This is a genomic window from Aestuariivita sp., assembly GCF_049276915.1.
Lineage (GTDB): Bacteria > Pseudomonadota > Alphaproteobacteria > Rhodobacterales > Rhodobacteraceae > Aestuariivita.
The window spans coordinates 1-20620 of the sequence record NZ_JBASXK010000147.1 but is presented as its reverse complement, the minus strand read 5'-3'; the positions used below and the strand labels follow the sequence as shown (position 1 = coordinate 20620).

Here is a 20620-nt window from a genome sequence, read left to right as displayed (position 1 = left end):
GCACAGGCGGCTGCGCAAGCCGCAGAAGAAGCCGCGGCCAAAGCCGAAGCCGAAGCCAAAGCCGCAGCCGAGGCCGCCGCTGCAGAAGCTGCCGCCGCCGCTGAAGAGGCCGCAGCTGCCGCAGAAGCCGCAGCAGCCCAAGCCGCGGCCACCGCCCAAGAAGCCGTGGACAATGCCGCGCAAGCCGCCTCCGAGGCCGCTCAGTCCGCATCACAGGCCGCGGACCAGGCCGCAAGTGCGGTAAGTGATGCTGTTACAGGGGCTGTTCAGTCGCTGACAGATGCGGCGACTGGCTCGACTGAAAGCGCGGCAGTTCTGACGGCCGAGGGGTTTGATTATGATCAGGTCGTCAGCTTGATTGATACTTCGAATCTGGACGCGGTGCAGAAAACAACGCTCAAGGCCGGCGTGGAGCAGGCGCGCAACAATCCCGAACTGCTGCCGCAGGTTTTGGAGCAGGTCAAAAACGCTCTGGGTCTGTAATCGGGGTTTTCGAAAATCGTGGCCGCGCCTTGGGCGCGGTCACATGGCACTGAAGGGCACATCCCCCAAAGGTTCAGTCAAGAAACGCCTTTTCCACAACGTAATGCCGTGGGTTCGAATTCGCGCCTTCTTCAAGGCCGAACTCTTCCAGCATGGCTTTCAGTTCAAGATTGAAGGCCAGGTTGCCGCAAATCATCGCGCGGTCATTGTCGGGGCAGATCGGCTCGACATCCAGATCGGTATAGACCTCGCCCGAGCGGATCAGATCCGTGATCCGGCCCATCTTGGCGCTCGGTTCGCGTGTGGTGGTCGGATAATACTTGATCTTGTCGAGGTTTTCCTGCCCCAAAAGCTCGATCATCATATCATCGCTTTTCAGGTCTTCGATCAGCTTGCGGCCATATTCCAGCTCTCCGGCCTCACGGCAGGTATGGGTGATGATGACTTCTTCGTAGTCTTCATAGGTTTGTGGCTCGCGCAGCAGCGAGGCAAAGGGTGCAAAGCCCGTGCCGGTCGCAAAGAACCAGATACGTTTGCCCGGCAAAAGCGCATCATGCACCAGCGTGCCCACGGGTTTGGGGCGCAGGATGATCTCATCCCCGGGCTGGATATGCTGAAGGCGCGATGTCAGTGGGCCATCCTGCACCTTGATCGAATAGAACTCGAGCTCTTCGTCCCACGCAGGCGAGGCGATTGAATAGGCGCGCAGCAGCGGCTTTTGCTTGCCGGTCTCGGGGTCCGGATCGCCCATCAGGCCAATCATCACGAACTCACCCGAGCGGAAACGCAGCGATGCGGGGCGCGTCACACGGAAAGAAAACAGACGGTCCGTCCAGTGCGTGACCTCTGTCACAGTCTGGGAATCAGGCAGGGTGGGCATTTTCACGGGTGAGGCTTCGGTCACGGGGCGGTGCTCTGTCATGGTTTGTGTCAGGGCATGTTTACACATGCCCACCCTCTTTAAGCTGTGATCTGGATCAAGAAAAGCGCTTTGGGGCGCTCTGCGATGTTATGGCCGCCCGGGGCGGGGCCTAGCCGCGCAGACGCGCCTGATAATCATGCGCGCGCCAATTCGCCCGCGCCAGCCAATCTGCCTCGGGTTGACGCGCTGCGATGTCGTCGGAAATCTCGACTTCGTCAAAGCCCGATCGCCGCGCCATGGCGTATTGATCCGACAGGACATGCCCCTTGGCCCTGAGACGACCCGTGAATCCACGCAGGCGCAACTGACGCGCGATCGTAAAGCCGCGCCCATCGGCGAAGCTGGGAAAATCGACGCGGATCATGCACAAGCCCGCCGTCAGCGCAATCGCGTCAGGATTGGCATCCGACGGAACATCCAGCGAGTTGACGTCATTTGCCGCCTGGCTTTGCGTGGGAAAGCCGTCTTGCCAGTCGTCGGGCTGAAACCCGGTATCGGTGACGATGATGCTCATGTTGATGCTCCAATTCGAACCGCGCGGCCATTCACGAAATGAATGCCGCATTCCTCTTTGCCCTGGTTACGCCAGCGACCGGCGCGGGGGTCTTCTCCGATCTTCACCGGCGACGTGCAGGGCGCGCAGCCGATCGACGGATATCCTTGTGCCACCAGCGGATGCCGGGGCAGGCGGTTTTCTTCCATATATGCCGTCACATCCGCAGGTGCCCAATGGGCCAGCGGGTTGATCTTGATCCGAAGCGTCGCCTCTTCCAGTTCAAAGAACTCAAGCGCGGCGCGTGTGCCCGACTGGAAACGCTTGCGCCCCGTGATCCACGAGTCATAGGGCGCAAGCGCGTCCTCAAGAGGTCGTGTCTTGCGCAATACGCAACAGGCGTCGGTGTCTTGCCGATGCAGCGTTCCGTCCGGATCACGCGCGGCACTGTCTTGCGCACGGATGATCTGCACGTTGCTCAACCCCAGTCTCTCGGTCAGTTCCTGTTGATAGACCAGCGTTTCGGTAAACAGCATCTGGGTGTCGATGAAGAGGATCGGCAGATGTTTGTTGCTCACCGCCACCATGTGGAGCAGCACCACGGATTCCGCACCGAACGAGGACACCAGCGTGGTGTTGCCCAAGGCGCTCAGCGCGCCCTTGAGCACATCTGTCGCGCTGTGATGGCGGTAGGCCGCGTTCAGCGTGGCGATCTGCCTTTCACGCTGCACACGCAGGTCATCGGGCCCTTCCGGGGCCGGATCGTGAGCACCGAAAAGCGCCGGGCTGTACGTCATTCCGCGGCCACCGCATCCGCCGGGTAAAGCGCGGCTTTGAAGGGCGAAAGGCCAAGGCGGCGATAGCTTTGCAGGAACGTCTCATCGGGCGAGCTGCGCAGATCGAGATAGGCATAGACCAGCCGCTCAATGGCCGGAATGATCTGATCGGATGAAAAGCCGGGGCCGGCCCTCTCGCCAATCGCGGCGGTTTGGGTGGCGTCCCCGCCCAGCGTGATCTGGTAGTTCTCGACGCCGGCGCGGTCGAGGCCCAGGATGCCGATGTGGGCGACGTGGTGGTGGCCGCAGGCGTTGATGCAGCCCGAGATCTTGATCTTCAGCTCGCCGATCTGGTGTTCGAGTTTCAGCTCATCAAAGCGCGTTGCGATCTCCTGGGCGATGGGGATCGAGCGGGCCGTGGCGAGGGCGCAATAGTCCATGCCGGGGCACGCGATGATGTCCGAGATCAGGCCGATATTGGCCGTGGCAAGCCCGTTTTCCCTTAGTTTTGAATGGATTGCGGGCAGGTGGGATTTGTGGACATGGGGCAGGATCACGTTCTGCTCATGGCTGATGCGCAGCTCGTCATGGCCATAGGCCTCGGCCAGATCGGCCATCACGCGCATCTGCTCAGCGGTGGCATCGCCGGGGGTCGCGCCGTGTGCCTTGAGCGAAATCGACACGATCGCATAGCCCTCGGCGCGATGGGCCGACAGGTTGGTATCTGCCCAGCTGCGGAAGATATTGTCCGTTTTGTACGCGGTTTCAAAGGCGGATTGGTCGTTTTGTACAAACTCTGGCGGGGCGAACATGGGCACAATTCTGGCAAGTTCGAGCTGATCGACCCCCGAGAAGGTCGCGCGCAGCGCCACGAAACGCGCGTCGACCATGCGGCGGATCTCATCGATGCCGGTCTCATGCACGGTGATCTTGATGCGTGCCTTGTACTTGTTGTCGCGCCGGCCCAGCAGGTTGTAGACCGACAGGATCGCCTCCAGATAGGGCAGCAGATCGGCTTCGGGCAGAAACTCGCGGATGGTTTTTCCGATCATCGGCGTGCGCCCCAGACCGCCGCCCACGATGACGCGGAAGCCGGTCGCGCCGTCGCGGGTCACGATCTGCAATCCGATGTCATGGGCGCGGATGACGGCGCGGTCTGCCTCGGCACCGGTTACGGCGATCTTGAACTTGCGACCAAGAAACTGGAACTCGGGGTGATCGGTCGACCATTGGCGGATCAGCTCGGCATAGGGTCTCGGGTCGGTCACCTCATCCGCCGCGGCTCCGGCGAAATGATCCGCGGTCACGTTGCGGATCGTATTGCCCGAGGTCTGGATCGCATGCATGCCGACTTTGGCCAGCGCGTCCAGCATATCGGGCACATCGCGCAGTTTGGGCCAGTTGAACTGGATGTTCTGCCGGGTGGTGAAATGGCCATAGCCCTTGTCCCATTTCTCGGCCAGCAGGGCGAGTTGGCGCATCTGGGCGCTGTTGAGCGTGCCATAGGGAATGGCCACGCGCAGCATATAGGCATGCAGCTGCAGATAGAGCCCGTTCATCAGGCGCAAGGGCTTGAACTCGTCTTCGGTCAGAGCGCCGGAAATGCGCCGTTCGACCTGGGCGCGGAACTGCGCGTTGCGTTCAGCCAGAAATGCGCTGTCAAATTCGCTGTAGTTATACATCACTCTGCGCCTCTTGTTTGCCGTGGGCATAGTTGGAGGGGCCGGTACGGCGGAAATCTTCGCGGAAATGGGTCGGTTGCGGGCCGCTCCTGCCGGGGGTCACATCCACCAGATAGGCGCCGACCACGACCTGGGGTTGGGATTGGGCCAGAAGCAGGCGCAGTTGTGCGTCGGCTTCGTCATAAAGCACATCGGCGTCTTCCAGATCGCGCACCCAATTGTCATTGGCGGCGAGGTAGATCACATCACCGTCCAGCAGATGATTGGCGGTGACGACCTTCGGGGCAAAGGGGCGGGACATTACAGAGCTTCCTCAAACTGAAGTTCGCCGGGCAGCTGCGTCGCCAGAGCGGCGCGCGGGGACAGCCCGAGAAAGGTAAGGGCGGGCCCGGACATCTGCGCGTCACTCAGGTCGGCAGGCAGGGCGGCCAGCGTGGTTTCAAGCACGCGCTGATCGGGGCGGGATGCGTTTTCGATCACCGTCACGGGGGTGCTGAGGGCGGCCCCGTGCATCATCAGGCGGCCCTGAATGAAGCGCGCGGCCTTCTTGCCCATATAGATCGCGGCCACCTGACCGGGGGCGGCCAGGGTTTTCCAGTCGTGATCGGCAAAGCCCTTCATGTCATGTCCGGTGAGAAATCGCACCGAGGCATTGCGCCCCCGTTTTGTCAGAGACTGCCCGATGGAAGCGACCGCCGCCGAAGCAGCGGTGATCCCCGGCACGATATGCCAGGCGATACCCGCGGCCTCGACCGCCTCGATTTCTTCGTACAGACGGCCAAACAGGGTGGCATCGCCGCCTTTGAGCCGCACGACCTGCGCGCCGCTGCGGCCATGCTCGACGATCAGCGCGTTGATATCGCTTTGGGTCATCGAGGGGCCAAAGCCCTCTTTTCCGGCGTCGATCATCACCGCTTCGCGGCGCGCCAGCTCAAGGATTTCCGGAGCGATCAGGCGGTCATGGATGATCACATCCGCCTCATCCAGTGCCCGGCGTGCCTTGAGCGTGAGCAATTCCGGATCACCCGGACCGGCACCGACAAAGGCCACATGCCCCTCGCGCCGGGGAGTGTTGAGATGTGTGTGCAGCAAGGATTCAAGTGCGGGCTGCACCGCGTCTTCGCCCGCGGCAATCGCCTTGGGGCCGGCATCAAAGTAATAGGCGCGCCAGAAATCCCGGCGCGGGCGGCCAAAGGGCAGCGCGTCGGCTGCCTTGCGAAAGGTCTTGCCGATGCGGGCCAGGGTGCCAAGCTGGCTGGGCAGTTTCTCTTCCAGATCGGCCTTGATGGCGCGTGCCAGAACCGGGGCGGCACCTTCGGTGCCGATGGCGATAGTAACGGGGTCACGATCGACGATGGCGGGGGTGATGAACTGGCTGTCGCCCAGATTGTCCACGATATTGGTGAGCGCGCCATCCGCACGGGCCAGCGCCACGGTGCGTGCGTCTTCGGCGTCATCTTCGTCGGCTGCGTAAAACAGAACGGCGCAGAGCGCATCGCCCGGTTCGAGTGCGCGCCGGATCAGCCTGAGGCGACCCTCGCCCGCCCAGGTTTCGATCTGCGCATCCGGGCGGGGCGCGAAGACGGTGATATGGGCTTGGGTCTTGAACAGAAGGCGCAGTTTGGCCAGTGCCGCATCCCCGCCACCCGACAGGATGATGCGGCGACCCGCCACCGCAAGAAAGATCGGAAAGTGCTGCATGGGACCTCGCCCTGTTTCGGTTCCTGTTGGGTCAGATATAGGAAATTTTTCTGATATGATGCTATCCCCTTGCTCAAATAAGGACATATGTTCTAAATGACGCCACAGTTGGAACGGAAACCTCATTGCATAGGGAAATCGCGAATGTCGGTTCGGATTGATGAGACAGATCGGAAAATTCTGGCGGAGCTGCAGCGCGACGCAGGCCAATCCCTGGATGAGATCGCCAAGGCTGTCGGCTCGTCCAAGACGCCGGTGTGGAACCGAATCCGCAAATTGCGCGAGGCCGGGGTGATCGGGCAGACCACGGTTGTGCTGGATGCCGAGGCGCTGGGATTCGAGGCCTGTTTCTTTGTGTTGATCCGCACCTCTGAACATGATGCGGACTGGCAGGGCAAGTTCCTATCGGCCCTGCGCGCGCGCCCCGAGGTACAGGAGGCGCACCGGCTGGCGGGTGATATCGACTATATCCTGAAGGTGCGGGTGCAGAATGCGCGTGCCTATGACGACTTTTACCAGGCGCTGATTTCCGAAGTGCGGATTTTCAACGTCACCGCGCTGTTGTCCATGGAAGAGATCAAATCCACCACCATGCTGCCCCTGGCGGGCTGAGACCTCAGCGCGTGACCATCAGCCGGGTCAACCCGTGGAAGTGATAGGTGTCGCCATATGTCACTTTCGCGGTCAGGCGCAGATCGGGGCAGCGCGCGAACAGACGGGGCAGGGCGATCTGCATCTCAAGCCGGGCCAGTGGCGCGCCGACGCAGAAATGTAGCCCGCCACCAAAGCTGTGGTGGGTTTTCTGTAGGCGGTTGGGGTCGAACCGATCCGGCGCGCTCCAGGCTGAGGGGTCGCGATTGGCCGAGGCCAGGAGCAGCGCCACCTCGTCTCCACGTTTGAAGCTGTGGCCGAACAGGGTGACGTCCTCATAGGCAAAGCGCGTGAACAGATGAAGCGGCGGGTCCAGGCGCATCAGCTCTTCAGCGGTGGCGGCGATATGTTCGGGGGCGAGCGCGGTGTGCAGGTCATCATGGGCCAGCAGGCAGGGCACGGCGTTGGCGAGGCTGTGCACGGTTGCCTCATGGCCGGCGTTGAGCAGCAGGATGGCGGTGCCGATGAGCTCGTCCTCGGACAGCAGTGCGCCATCGGCGGCGGCCTGCGTCAGGGTGGAGAGCAGATCATCGCCGGGCGCGCGCTGTCTGGCGGCGATATGGCGGCGCAGATAGGCGGCGAATTCGGCTGCGGCCTGCGCGGCGCTGTCTTCGGTCTGGCGGCTGCGGTTGGCCTGATACATCGCGACCATGGCATGAGACCAGGCCAGCAGCTGGTCGGCGTCGTCTTCGGGCACGCCCAGAAGCCGCGCGATGATCACCACGGGGATGCGCGTGCAATAGGCTGGGAGCAGATCGAAGGGGGTGGACGGGAAAGCGTCGATCAGCTGATCGCAGAGCGTTTCGATCTCGGGCGCGAAGGCGGCGATGCGGCGCGAGGTGAAGGCGCGCAGCACCTGTGCGCGCAGGCGGGTGTGGCGCGGGGGTTCGGCGTCCAGCATCGAGTGCTGCTCGACCTGCCAGAACGGGGCGAGGTGATCGGCGAGGGGGGCGCGCAGTTCGGCGGGTTTTTCGCGCCCGAAGCGTTTGTCGCGCAAGAGCGCGTGTACCGCGGCGTGGCTGGTGGCGGCGGGCATGGCGTAGTCCTCCCACCAGATCAGATCACCGGCGGCGCGTGCGCGGGTGTAGAACGGATAGGGATCCTGAACGAAGGCGGGATCGGTGGGGGATTGGTTCAGATGCTGCATGGGGTGTGCCCGTGATGTCGGGGGTCGGCTGTGCGGCGGGCGGCGGGATCCGTATTTGTCAGCAAGAAGAAGATCAGGAGGCCTCAAGGGCGGTGATGATGGGCGAGAACTCCTCGGCCGTGAGGCTGGCCCCGCCGACAAGGGCACCGTCGACATTGGCAATGGCGAAGATCTCGGCGGCGTTGGCGGCTTTGACCGAGCCGCCATAGAGAAGGCGGATCGCCTCGGCGGTCTGCAAGCCGAAACGCTCGGTCAGGTGGGCGCGGATGTGGCCGTGAACCTCTTCGATCTGACCGGGGGTCGGTGTCAGGCCGGTGCCGATGGCCCAGACGGGTTCATATGCGATCACCACGCGGTCCGGTGTGATATCGTCGGGGATGGAGCCTGCCATCTGTTGCGAGATGATGTCGAGAGTGGTGCCGCTTTCGCGCTGGGCGCGGCTTTCGCCAAGGCAAATGATCACGATGAGATCTTCGGCGAGAGCGGTGCGGGCCTTGGCCCGGACCACCTCATCGGTTTCGCCGTGATCGGCGCGGCGTTCGGAGTGGCCAAGGATCACATGGCTGGCCCCGGCATCTTTCAGCATGGCAGCCGAGATATCGCCGGTATGGGCCCCGGATCTGGCAGTTTGGCAATCCTGTCCGCCAATCGCGATGGCATGGCCCGAGGCGCGCCGGAAGGCGCGTTCGATCAGCGGGGCGGGGGGACAGATCAGGATATCGACGCGGGGGGCGGGATGCGCGGCTGCGAGGCTGTCGATCTGGCTCAGGCTGTCTGTCAGCCCGTGCATCTTCCAGTTGCCCGCGGCAAGTTTGCGTCTCATGCCCATCCCCCCGTGTCATGTCACCCACCGTGGTATCACCACGCCGGAAGTCAGACAATCGCGATTGGTCAGGCATGTTGTCCTGATGGGGAATGCAGGCAGGCCGGTCCGGACGCTTGCGGGGCCGAGCGCCGGGGCGCGCGGGGCTCAGCTGCCGGTGGCGCGTTCTGCGCTCAGGGCGTCCACGTCCTTGAACTTGATCGATTCACCGCAGCCGCAGGCATCTGCCACATTGGGGTTGTTGAAGCGAAACCCGGATTCCAGCAGGCTGGTTTCATAGTCGATTTGCGTGCCGAACAGGAACATCTGCGCCATCGGGGCGATCATCACCCGCGCGCCGTCCTGTTCCACGACCTCGTCATTGGGATCCTGATCGGCGACATATTCCATGGTATATTCCATGCCCGCACAGCCACCTTTCTTGATGCCGATGCGCAGGCCCGAGTGGCCGTCCTTTTCCATCAGCTTGACGATCTGCGCCGTGGCGCGATCGGTCAGTGTGACGGCTTGTTTGCCTGGAATGCCGAACATGAGCGGATCTCCTTTGCTACCAATCTAATGCGGCAGGGCGCGCGGCTCAAGGGGGGCGTTCGGGGCGGATGACAAAAGCCCGCCCGGTTTTTCAACCGGGCGGTCAGGATGGGCCTGGTGCCGGGGGATGGCTCAGGGGGAGTCAAAGGCCCATGCAGTTCGCGTAATAGGTCACTGTGGCTGGCCAGTCGGAAAACACGCCCACCACGCCGACGTCCTGCGCCAGCACGTCAAGCAGTTCGAAATAGACGCCGTCATGGGTGGTTGCCTCGGTGATGGTCTGGAAGTACCAGCCGCCGCCATTGGCAAGCGGGCCGGAGCGTTCCAGCGTCCACGTGATGATGTCGAGGCCTGCGGCCCGGGCTTCCTGTGCCCAGACAGAGGGCACGATCCTGCCGTTTTCGGTGGCCACCAGCACCCAGAGCGGAGGGGCGATATAGGTCACGCCCATCGCGGCATACTCGGCCAGAGGCAGGGGCCATGTGGCCGGATCCTGCGGGTTGAAACCGGGCTGGGTGTCATAGTGATCGACAAGATAGACCGCTTGCGCGCCAAATTCGGGTTCGGCCTTGATCCAGTATTGCACATCTTCGAGGTTGAAGCTTTGCAGCCAGACATCGGAGGCGGGCACGCCTGCGGCCTTGTATTCATCGACCAGCTTCTGGGCATAGTCCTCTTGGCTGAACCCGTTGAAGGGCATCTCGACCGAGGGGGTCTTGAGTTCGGGGGTGAATTTCGCGCCCAGAGAGCGGAAAAGCTCGATGGACTCGGCATGGGTCATCAGGGTGGTGCCCTGCGTATAGAGATCGGTGCGCCAGCCTGCGATGCCGCCCTGATAGGCCTCGGGGGTGGTGGCGGTCTTGTCCGAACTGTCCATCTTTGGCGTCAATGTGCGAAACTGCGCGAGCGTCAGTTCGGAGGTGCGGCATTCTGCGCTGGCGGGGGTGTCGCCACTGGCCGGCGAGAAGGGCACGATGCAGGTGTCCGCCAGATCGCTGAGCAGGATGTCGGTCGTGGTGTGCAGATCGTTCTGGGCATGGCGGCAGACCAGTTCCAGATCGCCGGTGAATGTGACGTCGCATTCAAGGATGCCAGCCCCCATGCGAGCCGCCGCCAGGTTGGATTCAACGGTATGTTCGGGAAACAGCAGCGGCGCACCCCGGTGGCCGATGGAGAAATCCGACTTTGCCGGGGTCTGGCCTGCGCAGCTTTGCAGTTTGGATTTCAGCTCACCCTCGGGCAGCTTGTCGATCAGGAAGGCGGGGCGCGGGCCGTAATATATGGCGGGGCCATTGGCGAGGGCGAAACTGGGGGCCAGGGCGGGGGCGAGCAGCGCGAAGGCACAGGCTGAAACGAAACGCATCGGGGTTCTCCGGTCAGGTTGCGATATGTGATCGGTGATGGGGGCTGAACACGACAGTCTGATGATGGCGGCGTGATGATTTTGTTACGCCTGCATGACGGGTCTGTGGATAAACGGGCGCGGCTGGGCAAGAAAAAAGGCCCCGTGCGGATGGCAGGGGGCCTATGGGCGGATGTTTGCGCGCGTTGCCGCGTCTTACATGAAGCCCAGTTCGAGGCGGGCTTCATCCGACATCATGTCCATGCCCCAGGGCGGTTCCCAGGTGAGTTCCACATCCACATGTTTCACGCCGGGAATCGGTTCCACCGCATCGGCGACCCAACCCGGCATTTCTCCGGCGACGGGACAGCCGGGTGCGGTCAGGGTCATGATGACGCGCACTTCGTTCTCGTCATTGATGTCGATCGTGTAGACAAGGCCCAACTCGTAGATATTGACCGGGATTTCCGGGTCGAAGACCGACCTGCACGCTTCGACGATCTGCTCATAGAGCGGATGATCGGTGGATGATGGCGCAATCAGCGGCGCACCTTCGAGCGGTTCAATGGACTGGTTCATGACGGCCTCGCATATTTCCTGAGTGAATGTATAGGGAAAGGCGGCGCAAGCGTCCAGAGCCTGCGGCCCCAAGTCGTCCTAGGCGGATTTGCGGCCTGCCTTGCGCCGGATTGCAGGGCGCGGGCGGACGCGCAGTTCGATTTCTTCATAAAGGCGCGCCACGATGTCCTTGCCGGTCGCGGCCTCGACGCCCTCGAAGCCCGGGGATGAGTTGACCTCGAGCACCTTTGGCCCGTCATCCGAGCGCAACAGGTCGACGCCCGCCATGTTCAGCCCGAAGGCCCTTGCCGCGCGCAGGGCGGTTTCGCGTTCGGCCTTTGTGATGCGGGCGGTTCTTGCCGTGCCGCCCTGATGCAGGTTCGAGCGGAAATCGCCATCCGCTCCGGTGCGTTTGATCGCGGCGACGACCTTGGAGCCGATGACAAGGCAGCGGATGTCCTCGCCTGCGGCTTCCTTGACGAATTGCTGGACAAGGAAATTGGCCTTGAGGCCGCGAAACGCCGAGATCACGCTTTCGGCGGCTTTCTTGGTTTCGGCCAGCACGACGCCTTTGCCTTGGGTTGATTCCAGCAGTTTGACGATCAGCGGGGCGCTGCCCACAAGGCCGATCAGGTTGCCGGTATCCTTGGGCGAGGCGGCAAAGGCGGTAACCGGCATGCCGATCTGACGGCTGGCAAGCACCTGATGGGCGTGCAGCTTGTCGCGGCTGGCGGTGATGCCGGCGCTGCCGTTCACGCAATAGGTGCCGATGGTTTCGAACTGGCGGATCACGGCGGTGCCATAGGGGGTGATCGAGGCTCCGATGCGGGGAATGACCGCGTCATAGCGCGGCAGGCGTTTGCCATCGTAATGCACTTCGGGGGCAAGGGCGTTGATGGTCATGTAGCAGCGCGTGGTGTCGATGACTTCGACGGTATGGCCGCGTGCTTCGCCTTCGGCGACGAGGCGATTGGTGGAGTAATTGTCCTCGCGGCTGAGCACGGCGATGCGCAACGCGCGTTTGGGGGCGGCGTGGTGCATGTCGCTGGAGTGATACACGTCATAGTCGAGCTCAGGCTGCAGATGCCGTTCGGTGGGCGAGATCGAGATGTGGTCGGTCAGCGCCTGTCGGCCCAGCAGCATGCGGCTGGTCATGCCTGAGCGGTTGGTCAATGTCACCTCGATGGGCCAGCATTGGTCATTCACCATCAGCGTTGTCGCGATGACATAGCGCATCTCGCGCTCGCCATTGGAGGAGGTGATTTCGCGCCGGTCGATCAGCGGGGCCGAGCAGGGAATCGCCGGCTGGGTCTGGCCGGGCACGGGATGGACCATGAATCGGACTTTGGGCGTGTCGGCAGAGCCGAAGACTTCGATGTCATAGGCATGCAGCGCAGAGGTGCGCGCGCCCGTGTCGACCTTTGCGCTTATGGCCGGCAGGCCAAGGTCGGGCAATGCGACCCACTCCTCCCACCCGAAGGTGAGGGGTTTGAACGCGGATATTTCTGACATGGTGACTCCTTGGCAAAGCGGGCGTTTTGGCGCAGAAGACGACGACACTGAGGGAAGGCGCAGGCATGACGATTACTCCGGCAGAGTTCGAATTCCAACTGCTCAACCGCGATGGCAACGCACGTCGTGGGGTGATCCGCACGACGCGGGGCGAGATCCGCACGCCCGCCTTCATGCCGGTCGGTACCGCTGCCACGGTCAAGGCGATGATGCCCGAAAGCGTGGCTGCGACGGGTGCGGATATCTTGCTGGGCAATACCTATCATCTGATGCTGAGACCCACGGCAGAGCGGATCGACCGCTTGGGCGGTTTGCACAAATTCATGAACTGGTCCGGCCCGATCCTGACTGATAGCGGCGGGTTCCAGGTGATGAGCCTGGCCGATCTGCGCAAGCTGACTGAAGAGGGCGTGACGTTCAAATCCCACATTGACGGGTCCAAACATGCGTTGACCCCGGAACGGTCTATGGAAATTCAGCGTTTGCTGGGGTCGGACATTGTGATGTGTTTTGACGAATGCCCCGCTTTGCCGGCTGACCGTGACCGCATCGCCGACAGCATGCGTCTGTCGATGCGCTGGGCCAGGCGGTCTCGCGACGCATTCGGAGACAGACCCGGTCACGCGCTGTTCGGGATCCAGCAAGGCGGGCTGGAGGAAGACCTGCGCGCCGAGAGCGCCGGGGCATTGAAGGAGATCGGCTTTGACGGGTATGCCGTGGGCGGTCTGGCCGTGGGCGAGGGGCAGCAGGCCATGTTTGGCTGCCTTGACTATGCGCCGGGGCAACTGCCCGCCGACAAGCCACGCTATCTGATGGGCGTGGGCAAGCCCGATGACATTGTCGGTGCCGTGGCGCGGGGCATTGACATGATGGATTGCGTCTTGCCGTCCCGGTCGGGGCGGACGGGGCAGGTTTTTACCCGTCTGGGAGTGCTGAACATCAAGAACGCGCGTCACATGGATGATCCGCGTCCCTTGGATGAAAACTGTGCCTGCCCCGCGTGCCAGAGGTATTCGCGCGCCTATCTGCATCATGTGTTCCGGTCGCAGGAGATTATCAGCTCGATGCTGCTCACATGGCATAACCTGCAGTATTATCAGGATCTCATGGCCGGAATGCGGGAGGCAATCGCCGCAGGTGGCTTTGTCGCCTGGCAGGCGGCGTTTCATCGTGACCGCGAGCAGGGTGATATTGATCCGCTCTAGGATCGTGTATCCGCCGGGACATGACCTGTGCCCGGTGCAGCGATCCGTGCAAGGTCGCCCGGGCCAAATCACCATGCCCGGAAATGCGGCTGTCCCGGCGTGGATCTGAAAATTCTTCGCAGTTTTGCACAAGAAAGTTCTGCCGGGCAGCGATTGTCCGATTGCGCCCGCAAACTGGCACAGGCATTGTTTGTGACAGAGCTGGCTTGAAACAGGCACGTTGGAGCCACAGTTAATGAACTCTGTATGGAGACGGTGCAGGTTGCCTCAGAGAGGGACAGGGCTGTCTTGCCAAAGATAAGGAAAGAGCATGCAAGAACCCCTGAATGCATCCTACCCGGTCCTGCCGTTGCGCGACATCGTGGTATTTCCCCACATGATCGTTCCGCTTTTCGTCGGTCGGGAGAAATCGGTCCGCGCTCTGGAGGAGGTGATGTCCGATGACAAGCAGATCCTGCTTTCCAGCCAGATTGATCCCGGCATGGATGATCCGGACACGGACGGCATCTATCGCTCTGGTGTGCTGGCCAATGTGCTGCAACTGCTCAAGCTGCCCGATGGCACCGTCAAGGTGCTGGTCGAAGGTCAGGCACGGGTCGCGATCACGGAGTTTCTGGAAAACGACAGTTTCTTTGAGGCGCGCGCCGAATATCTGAGCGAAATGCCCGGCGATGTGACCACCACCGAAGCCTTGGTGCGCACGGTGGGTGCTGAATTCGAGCGCTATGCAAAAGTTCGCAAGAACATCCCCGAAGAGGCGCTGTCGGCTGTCGGCGAAACCAGCGAACCGTCCAAGCTTGCCGATCTCGTATCGGGTCATCTGGGCATCGAGGTGCACCAGAAGCAGGAGCTTCTGGAGACGCTGTCGATCTCGGAGCGGCTGGAGAAGGTCTATGGTCTGATGCAGGGCGAAATGAGCGTTCTGCAGGTCGAGAAAAAGATCAAGACGCGCGTGAAAACGCAGATGGAAAAGACCCAGCGCGAGTATTACCTGAATGAGCAGATGAAGGCCATTCAGCGCGAATTGGGTGATGGCGAAGAGGGCGAAGGCGAAATTGCCGAGCTGGAAGAGCGCATCGCCAAGACCAAGCTGTCCAAAGAGGCCAAGGAAAAGGCCGATGCCGAGCTCAAAAAGCTCAAGAACATGAGCCCGATGAGCGCCGAGGCAACCGTCGTGCGCAATTATCTGGACTGGATGCTGTCGATCCCGTGGGGCACGAAATCCCGCGTGAAGAAGGATCTTGCCCTGGCGCAGAAGGTTCTGGATGACGATCACTATGGCCTTGAGAAGGTCAAGGAACGGATCGTGGAGTATCTGGCGGTTCAGCAGCGCTCGAAGAAGATGAAAGGCCCGATCATGTGTCTGGTCGGCCCTCCCGGTGTGGGCAAGACCTCGCTTGGGAAATCCGTGGCCAAGGCAACCGGGCGCGAGTTCATCCGCATCAGCCTTGGCGGCGTGCGTGACGAAAGCGAGATCCGCGGACACCGTCGGACCTATATCGGGTCGATGCCGGGCAAGATCATTCAGGCGCTGAAAAAGGCAAAGACGACCAACCCTTTGATCTTGCTTGATGAAATCGACAAGATGGGTCAGGATTTCCGGGGCGATCCCGCGTCGGCCATGCTGGAGGTGCTGGATCCGGAACAGAACTCCACATTCGTGGATCACTATCTTGAGGTGGAGTATGACCTCAGCAACGTGATGTTCCTGACCACGTCGAACTCGTACAACATGCCCGGACCTTTGCTGGATCGGATGGAGATCATTCCTCTGGCCGGTTATACCGAGGATGAAAAGCACGAGATCGCCAAGCAGCATCTGATCGCCAAGCAGATCAAGAACCACGGCCTGAAGAAGGGTGAGTTCGAGCTGACGGATGACGCGCTCAAGACGATCATCCGCACCTATACCCGCGAGGCGGGGGTGCGGAATCTGGAGCGTGAAATCGCCAAGGTGGCGCGTAAGGCGTTGACCAAGATCGTGCGCAAAGAGGTTGAGGAAGTTGTCGTAACATCCGAAAATATATCGGATTTCCTTGGTGTCGCGAAGTATCGCTTTGGTCTGGCCGAGAAAGAGGATCAGGTCGGTGTCGTCACCGGGCTGGCCTATACATCGGTGGGCGGCGAACTGCTGAGCATCGAAGCGCTGCGCCTGCCGGGCAAGGGTCGAATGAAGACCACGGGCAAGCTGGGTGATGTGATGAAGGAATCCATCGACGCGGCCAGTTCGTATGTGCGTTCGATCAGCCCCAGCATCGGAGTCAAACCGCCCCAGTTCGAGAAATGGGACATTCACGTGCACGTGCCGGACGGGGCCACGCCCAAGGACGGTCCCTCGGCCGGTCTGGCGATGGTCACATCGATCGTGTCGGTCCTGACGGGGATCCCCGTGCGCAAGGACATCGCCATGACGGGCGAGGTGTCCCTGCGTGGCAACGCCATGCCGATTGGCGGTTTGAAAGAGAAACTGCTGGCGGCGCTGCGCGGCGGGATCAAGACGGTCCTCATTCCCGAGGAGAATGAAAAAGACCTCCCCGAGATCCCGGACAACGTCAAGGAAGGGTTGGAGATCATCCCTGTGTCCCATGTCTCGGAAGTGCTGAAACTGGCACTTGTGAGAGCGCCCGAGCCGATTGTCTGGGATGAGGCGGCAGAAGAAGCCGCAGCGGCAGCGGCAGCCAAAGTGACGAGCGAAGGGGCAGGGGCCACAGCGCACTGACCTTGGGCAGACAGAACCGGAAAAAGCCGCCCCCTGGGGGCGGCTTTTTTGTGCGTTGCGCGGGGGGCTGTTCCCGGGTCAGCGCGACCTTGGGCTTGCGCCATGTCGCGGATCAGAACCGATCCTGGCATGAATCGCCATCCGGGTCGAAAAACACCGCGTTTGGAGCGTTTTGCGGCGAAACTAATGGAATTCTTAACAAACCATCGATATGCTCGTGGCAATAAAAACGAAAGGCGAGCAGTCATGACAACCAAAACAGGCACCAAACGCGCGACACCCGCGCGCAGCAAGACCAAACCCAAGACCGACAAACCGGCAGAGGCGAAAGTCACGCCCGCCACCCGGCGCAAAACCCCGGTTGCGGCCAAGGTCGCGCCGAAGCTGGTCGAGGTGAAAGAGGCGGTGGTCAACCAGCCCGAACTGCGCAAGAAAGAGCTGATCGATCTGGTGGTCGAACGCTCTGGCGCAAAGAAGAAAGACGCCAAACCCGCCATCGAAGCGGCCCTGGCCATTCTGGGTGAAGCCATGGCAGAGGGGCGCGAGCTGAACCTGCGTCCGCTGGGCAAGATCAAGATCTCGCGGCGCGAAGAAAAAGCCAACGGCACGGTCATCGTCTGCCGGATACGCCAACCCAAAGAAGACGCGCCTGCCGGTCCCGAGACATATACCTCAGATACCCCCGCTCACGCCGCTGAATGAGGCCGGTGCCCAATCACCGGTGACCCCCGCAGGATCGGTGCTGGATAACAGCGCTTATCCCCCTTGCATGGCCGTGGCGCGCCCGTTACATAGCGGTCGCACTGATGGGTGATTAGCTCAGTGGTAGAGCGCTTCGTTCACATCGAAGATGTCAGGAGTTCAAATCTCTTATCACCCACCACCTCCCTTTCCATCGCTACCCGACACCGTCTTGCCCGCTGAGGAGCCGTTGTGACACATCCCCCGATCTGGTTTCTGCGCCACGGCCAAACCGAATGGAACGCGGTGCGGCGTATTCAGGGCCAGATGGAATCACATCTGACGGATCTGGGGCGCTGGCACGCAGGTGAACAGGCCCGGATCATGGCACCGATCCTGCAGCACAGCGGCGCAAGATGCCTTGTCTCGCCGCTTGCGCGCGCCCGGATCACGGCCGAAATCGCCTTGCCCGATCAGATCATCGAAACCGATCCACGCTTGATGGAGATCCATGCCGGCGACTGGCAGGGGCTTTACTATGAGGACGTACTGGCGCGCTGGCCGGATCTGGTGAACGAACAGATGAGCGCACTTGAAATGTTTGCCCATGCGCCGGGTGGCGAAGGTCTCGGGACGTTCCGCGCGCGGATCGAGGCGGTGCTGGGCGAAATCGACCGCCCCACCGTGATCGTGGCACATGGGCTGTGGGGTCAGGTCGCGCGGGCGGTTCTTCGGGATCTGCCGGACGACCGGATGCATCGCCTGGACAACCTGCAGGGCGTGGTCTACGCGCTGCGGGACGGGCAGGAAACCATATTGCGCGCCCCCGCTCAGGACATGTAGTCCCGCGCCATCTCGCCCCTGGCAGCATGGCCGTCGCAGCACCGATCTTGTCTCGGATCAGGGCGGTCCAGCCAATCGCGCGCGGCACGCGATTTGCTGCACAGAGCCACTTGCGCCCTCGCGCCGACTTTTGTACACGCATCCCGTCGGGTCGTTAGCTCAGTTGGTAGAGCGCTTCGTTTACACCGAAGATGTCGGGAGTTCGAGTCTCTCACGACCCACCATTCCCGCTTTTCGTCGCTCTAAGCCGTTGTTTTTAAGTGGAAAAAAAGGTGCGGGGTTTTGTGATTAGGGTGCGGGGTTTGTGCGTGCCTGTTTTGTTCAGCTTTTGCCCCAGCCGCGCAGCGCGAGTCGTCGTCTATCAGCCGACTTGGTGTACAGCGATGCCATGCGCCCACCGTTCCAACCGAACATCGCTTCCAGCTCGGCAACCGTTGCACCGGCCTCTGCTGCGCGCGTGGCGGCGATCTTTCGCAGGCCGTGAGCAGACTTCTTCACGCCAGCGGCGTTGCAGGCTTTGCGGAACGCGTTCCCGAAGCTCTCCTTGGTGAATGGGGTGCCGTTCTTGTTGGTGACAAAGTGCATGTCGCCCGTGGGTCCGGCGTCCAAGCTGCTCTGGAGCGGTGGCAGAATGGGGATGTTAACCTCGGTGCCCGTCTTGGCGGTCTTGATGCAAGCTACGCCATCCTTCACATGCTGGCGGCCGATCAGAACAGCATCACCCCGGCGCAACCCCGTGTAGAGTAGTACGTCGATCCAGACACGTTCATGCGTCCCGATCCGCCGATGATGGTGGGGGATCGATCGGGACGGCTATCCGTATCAATCTGATGTCTGTCGAATAGGTGTGAGCGAGATCCGTCGCCCCTTTCAGTTCTTCGACCGGGCATTGGTCTCCGGTCCGGGGATCGTGATGCTTGGATGCTACTGGCCCGAACCCGAAATAGTTCCTGGACGCTGGTTCAGCGTGTTCGCATTTGCGGCAGCGCATGTAGCCTGTCCCGTTCGGACCGCGATTAACGACGATCATCTGACCTTCTGGATGATCCGCGCTCCCAATCGCCGACGCGAAAAACGTGCTCACGTCACGGATATCGGTCGCTCTCATCAGACTGGATGGTGCTTTTGTAAGCAGACGGGCTTCATCCACCGCGCGCGGTCGCAACCTGGACGAGCCTGGCTCGCCACCAGCACGATCCTTATAATTCGTCAAAAAGCCAACCGGTTCCACAAAGCGCCGAGGAGGTTCCAGACTTCCGTTGCAGGAGGGGCAAGCCTGAAGAGTTTCTCCTTCTTTAGGAAGGCGCTCCACGTTTCGGCAAACCGGACCTTAGCTCAATTGATTTGTGCTGCGGCGCAGCTTCCCCAAAGCGGACGTCCATTGAACGAACAAAGAATGATCGTAGCCGTTAGATTCGGTCTCTATCCGGGCGCACAGCAATCTTGGATCAACGTGCATGGCAATCGCCAACGTTCTAAGGATTCACCCAATCGTGCAGAAACGCGTTCGCGATATTGAACACTTGTGGGCCAAGACGTTCTGCGCTGGCGAAATGCGCGCCGTTCGCCAGTTCGGCATAACGCTTGTGTGTGGCAGCCAGACGGTCAAAAAGCGCCAACGCATCAGACCGTGTCGACGTGGTATCGGCCCCGCCGCGGATCAACAGAGTGGGGCAGGCAATGCGCGACGGATCATAAAGCGGGCGGGCGTTGAACGCCTCCCACAGGTCCAAAAGCGTGCCGTTTGGGGCGAGAAAAGCTGGGGGATTTCGGTGTGCAGCGCTTGGATCATCGGACAGACTGGATTGGACAAGGGCCTGGAACACCGCCTCGTCGCGCCAGTCTTCTCCGGCGGGGATTTCGGCGTCCCAGCGGTCGCGTGTTGAGGCTTCGCAGACAGGGCGGGCACCGTCAAAGGCTGGGTTGAATGCCAGCGGATCTGACGGATCGCTCAGGAAGGACAGCCATCCTGCATTTGCCTCAGCGAATATCGGAGCGTAAAGGACAAGGGCGGCGACTTGCGCGCCTGAAGGTCCTGACGCGAACATGGCGGTAGTGATCGACCCCCATGATCCGCCGACCAAGCCGATTTGATCCCGGTTGTGGCGCTGGCACAGCCACCGCACGGCATCTGTGATATCTGCGACGGCATCGGTGCCACGGGCATAGGGGTACGGCTTTTCGCCAAGACCTGCCACATGGGAATTGCCGTATCCGCGAATGTCCAGGGCATAGGCGGCATATCCGGCCTCCGCCGTGGCCTTGAGCCAGCTCGCGCCCGGATGGGGCACGTCATAAAGCCTGCTGGCATAGGTCGCACCATGCACGAACAGGACAGGCGGGCGTTCGGGCGCGTCGTGATGCGCGCGCAGGTAAAGGCGCAAGTCGGGATCATCAGAGGAGGCGATGAAATGCGAGGTTGCCGTGTCGTAGTCCTGCCAGGTCATTGCAGCAGCCCCGGTATCAGCGTGACCATGCCGGGCAGGGCCCACAGGATCACCATGCCGGTCAGAAAGATACCCACGACGGGCCAGGCCGCGCCGAACACGTC

General features: G+C 61.6%; 20 protein-coding genes and 2 tRNA genes. 8 read left to right on the top strand and 14 right to left on the bottom strand.

The genetic code is table 11. The features are described 5' to 3' along the window. Nucleotides 1-483 (top strand): hypothetical protein (locus WAO69_RS15785; protein ID WP_422180859.1); only part of this gene is annotated, 483 nt, incomplete at its 5' end. Nucleotides 484-556: 73 nt separating this feature from the next. On the opposite strand, the gene WAO69_RS15780 is transcribed toward WAO69_RS15785, so the two are convergent. From WAO69_RS15780 to cysG, 6 genes are all read right to left on the bottom strand, one after another. Beyond that, nucleotides 557-1405, bottom strand: a complete 849-nt coding sequence (locus WAO69_RS15780) for a ferredoxin--NADP reductase (RefSeq protein WP_422180863.1) — start codon at nucleotides 1403-1405, stop codon at nucleotides 557-559. Nucleotides 1406-1514: 109 nt separating this feature from the next. After that, nucleotides 1515-1919 (bottom strand): DUF934 domain-containing protein, encoded by a 405-nt coding sequence (locus WAO69_RS15775; RefSeq protein ID WP_422180857.1) that lies wholly within the window; start codon nucleotides 1917-1919, stop codon nucleotides 1515-1517. Continuing rightward, entirely contained in the window at nucleotides 1916-2695 is a 780-nt protein-coding gene (locus WAO69_RS15770) for a phosphoadenylyl-sulfate reductase (RefSeq protein ID WP_422180855.1), read from the bottom strand. Before WAO69_RS15770 ends, WAO69_RS15775 begins: the two co-directional genes overlap by 4 nt. Beyond that, on the bottom strand, nucleotides 2692-4356 hold the full coding sequence (locus WAO69_RS15765; RefSeq protein ID WP_422180853.1) for a nitrite/sulfite reductase: 1665 nt from the start codon (nucleotides 4354-4356) through the stop codon (nucleotides 2692-2694). Before WAO69_RS15765 ends, WAO69_RS15770 begins: the two co-directional genes overlap by 4 nt. Beyond that, nucleotides 4349-4657 (bottom strand): DUF2849 domain-containing protein, encoded by a 309-nt coding sequence (locus WAO69_RS15760; protein WP_422180851.1) that lies wholly within the window; start codon nucleotides 4655-4657, stop codon nucleotides 4349-4351. The genes WAO69_RS15765 and WAO69_RS15760 overlap by 8 nt, the downstream gene beginning before the upstream one ends. Next, on the bottom strand, nucleotides 4657-6057 hold the full coding sequence (cysG, locus tag WAO69_RS15755; protein WP_422180849.1) for a siroheme synthase CysG: 1401 nt from the start codon (nucleotides 6055-6057) through the stop codon (nucleotides 4657-4659). Before cysG ends, WAO69_RS15760 begins: the two co-directional genes overlap by 1 nt. Nucleotides 6058-6201: 144 nt before the next feature. Between cysG and WAO69_RS15750 the strand changes: the two genes are divergently transcribed. After that, nucleotides 6202-6669, top strand: a complete 468-nt coding sequence (locus WAO69_RS15750) for an Lrp/AsnC family transcriptional regulator (RefSeq protein ID WP_422180847.1) — start codon at nucleotides 6202-6204, stop codon at nucleotides 6667-6669. 4 nt (nucleotides 6670-6673) lie between these two features. Here the strand turns inward: WAO69_RS15750 and WAO69_RS15745 are convergent, their stop codons facing one another. The 6 genes from WAO69_RS15745 to rimK all read right to left on the bottom strand — a co-directional run bounded on the left by WAO69_RS15745 (nucleotide 6674) and on the right by rimK (nucleotide 12621). Continuing rightward, a complete protein-coding gene (locus WAO69_RS15745; RefSeq protein WP_422180845.1) occupies nucleotides 6674-7855 on the bottom strand; it encodes a cytochrome P450 in 1182 nt (393 codons plus the stop codon). 73 nt (nucleotides 7856-7928) lie between these two features. Continuing rightward, nucleotides 7929-8678 carry a triose-phosphate isomerase gene (tpiA, locus tag WAO69_RS15740; RefSeq protein ID WP_422180843.1) on the bottom strand — a complete coding sequence of 250 codons (750 nt, stop codon included), beginning with the start codon at nucleotides 8676-8678 and terminating at the stop codon, nucleotides 7929-7931. Nucleotides 8679-8825: 147 nt separating this feature from the next. Beyond that, on the bottom strand, nucleotides 8826-9209 hold the full coding sequence (locus WAO69_RS15735) for a HesB/IscA family protein (protein ID WP_422180841.1): 384 nt from the start codon (nucleotides 9207-9209) through the stop codon (nucleotides 8826-8828). A 142-nt stretch (nucleotides 9210-9351) separates the two neighbouring features. Beyond that, complete coding sequence (locus WAO69_RS15730) at nucleotides 9352-10572, bottom strand: glycerophosphodiester phosphodiesterase family protein (RefSeq protein WP_422180839.1); 1221 nt, start codon at nucleotides 10570-10572, stop codon at nucleotides 9352-9354. A gap of 195 nt (nucleotides 10573-10767) precedes the next feature. After that, entirely contained in the window at nucleotides 10768-11130 is a 363-nt protein-coding gene (locus WAO69_RS15725) for an SUF system Fe-S cluster assembly protein (RefSeq protein ID WP_422180837.1), read from the bottom strand. Between the two features lie 78 nt (nucleotides 11131-11208). Further along, on the bottom strand, nucleotides 11209-12621 hold the full coding sequence (rimK, locus tag WAO69_RS15720; RefSeq protein WP_422180835.1) for a 30S ribosomal protein S6--L-glutamate ligase: 1413 nt from the start codon (nucleotides 12619-12621) through the stop codon (nucleotides 11209-11211). A gap of 65 nt (nucleotides 12622-12686) precedes the next feature. On the opposite strand from rimK, the gene tgt reads away from it, so the two are divergent. The 6 genes from tgt (at nucleotide 12687) to WAO69_RS15690 (ending at nucleotide 18293) form a co-directional block, all read left to right on the top strand. Next, a complete protein-coding gene (gene tgt, locus WAO69_RS15715; protein WP_422180833.1) occupies nucleotides 12687-13826 on the top strand; it encodes a tRNA guanosine(34) transglycosylase Tgt in 1140 nt (379 codons plus the stop codon). Nucleotides 13827-14136: 310 nt separating this feature from the next. After that, nucleotides 14137-16545: an endopeptidase La gene (gene lon / locus WAO69_RS15710; protein ID WP_422180831.1), complete on the top strand. Its 2409-nt coding sequence runs from the start codon at nucleotides 14137-14139 to the stop codon at nucleotides 16543-16545. A gap of 246 nt (nucleotides 16546-16791) precedes the next feature. Next, the gene (locus WAO69_RS15705; protein WP_422180829.1) at nucleotides 16792-17247 is read left to right on the top strand and encodes an HU family DNA-binding protein; all 456 of its coding nucleotides are present in this window, start codon (nucleotides 16792-16794) and stop codon (nucleotides 17245-17247) included. Nucleotides 17248-17353: 106 nt separating this feature from the next. Continuing rightward, nucleotides 17354-17428, top strand: a tRNA-Val gene (locus WAO69_RS15700). A gap of 50 nt (nucleotides 17429-17478) precedes the next feature. Then, a complete protein-coding gene (locus WAO69_RS15695; protein WP_422180827.1) occupies nucleotides 17479-18069 on the top strand; it encodes a histidine phosphatase family protein in 591 nt (196 codons plus the stop codon). A 148-nt stretch (nucleotides 18070-18217) separates the two neighbouring features. Then, nucleotides 18218-18293, top strand: a tRNA-Val gene (locus WAO69_RS15690). Nucleotides 18294-18390: 97 nt separating this feature from the next. Here the strand turns inward: WAO69_RS15690 and WAO69_RS15685 are convergent. Beyond that, complete coding sequence (locus WAO69_RS15685; protein WP_422180861.1) at nucleotides 18391-18849, bottom strand: tyrosine-type recombinase/integrase; 459 nt, start codon at nucleotides 18847-18849, stop codon at nucleotides 18391-18393. 695 nt (nucleotides 18850-19544) lie between these two features. Further along, complete coding sequence (locus WAO69_RS15680) at nucleotides 19545-20516, bottom strand: alpha/beta hydrolase (RefSeq protein WP_422180825.1); 972 nt, start codon at nucleotides 20514-20516, stop codon at nucleotides 19545-19547. Between the last annotated feature and the right edge of the window lie 104 nt (nucleotides 20517-20620).

Coding starts and splice junctions, on each gene's coding strand:
- WAO69_RS15780 (WP_422180863.1), bottom strand. CDS start 1,405: ATGACAGAGCACCGCCCCGTGACCGAAGCCTCACCCGTGAAAATGCCC.
- WAO69_RS15775 (WP_422180857.1), bottom strand. CDS start 1,919: ATGAGCATCATCGTCACCGATACCGGGTTTCAGCCCGACGACTGGCAA.
- WAO69_RS15770 (WP_422180855.1), bottom strand. CDS start 2,695: ATGACGTACAGCCCGGCGCTTTTCGGTGCTCACGATCCGGCCCCGGAA.
- WAO69_RS15765 (WP_422180853.1), bottom strand. CDS start 4,356: ATGTATAACTACAGCGAATTTGACAGCGCATTTCTGGCTGAACGCAAC.
- WAO69_RS15760 (WP_422180851.1), bottom strand. CDS start 4,657: ATGTCCCGCCCCTTTGCCCCGAAGGTCGTCACCGCCAATCATCTGCTG.
- cysG (WP_422180849.1), bottom strand. CDS start 6,057: ATGCAGCACTTTCCGATCTTTCTTGCGGTGGCGGGTCGCCGCATCATC.
- WAO69_RS15750 (WP_422180847.1), top strand. CDS start 6,202: ATGTCGGTTCGGATTGATGAGACAGATCGGAAAATTCTGGCGGAGCTG.
- WAO69_RS15745 (WP_422180845.1), bottom strand. CDS start 7,855: ATGCAGCATCTGAACCAATCCCCCACCGATCCCGCCTTCGTTCAGGAT.
- tpiA (WP_422180843.1), bottom strand. CDS start 8,678: ATGAGACGCAAACTTGCCGCGGGCAACTGGAAGATGCACGGGCTGACA.
- WAO69_RS15735 (WP_422180841.1), bottom strand. CDS start 9,209: ATGTTCGGCATTCCAGGCAAACAAGCCGTCACACTGACCGATCGCGCC.
- WAO69_RS15730 (WP_422180839.1), bottom strand. CDS start 10,572: ATGCGTTTCGTTTCAGCCTGTGCCTTCGCGCTGCTCGCCCCCGCCCTG.
- WAO69_RS15725 (WP_422180837.1), bottom strand. CDS start 11,130: ATGAACCAGTCCATTGAACCGCTCGAAGGTGCGCCGCTGATTGCGCCA.
- rimK (WP_422180835.1), bottom strand. CDS start 12,621: ATGTCAGAAATATCCGCGTTCAAACCCCTCACCTTCGGGTGGGAGGAG.
- tgt (WP_422180833.1), top strand. CDS start 12,687: ATGACGATTACTCCGGCAGAGTTCGAATTCCAACTGCTCAACCGCGAT.
- lon (WP_422180831.1), top strand. CDS start 14,137: ATGCAAGAACCCCTGAATGCATCCTACCCGGTCCTGCCGTTGCGCGAC.
- WAO69_RS15705 (WP_422180829.1), top strand. CDS start 16,792: ATGACAACCAAAACAGGCACCAAACGCGCGACACCCGCGCGCAGCAAG.
- WAO69_RS15680 (WP_422180825.1), bottom strand. CDS start 20,516: ATGACCTGGCAGGACTACGACACGGCAACCTCGCATTTCATCGCCTCC.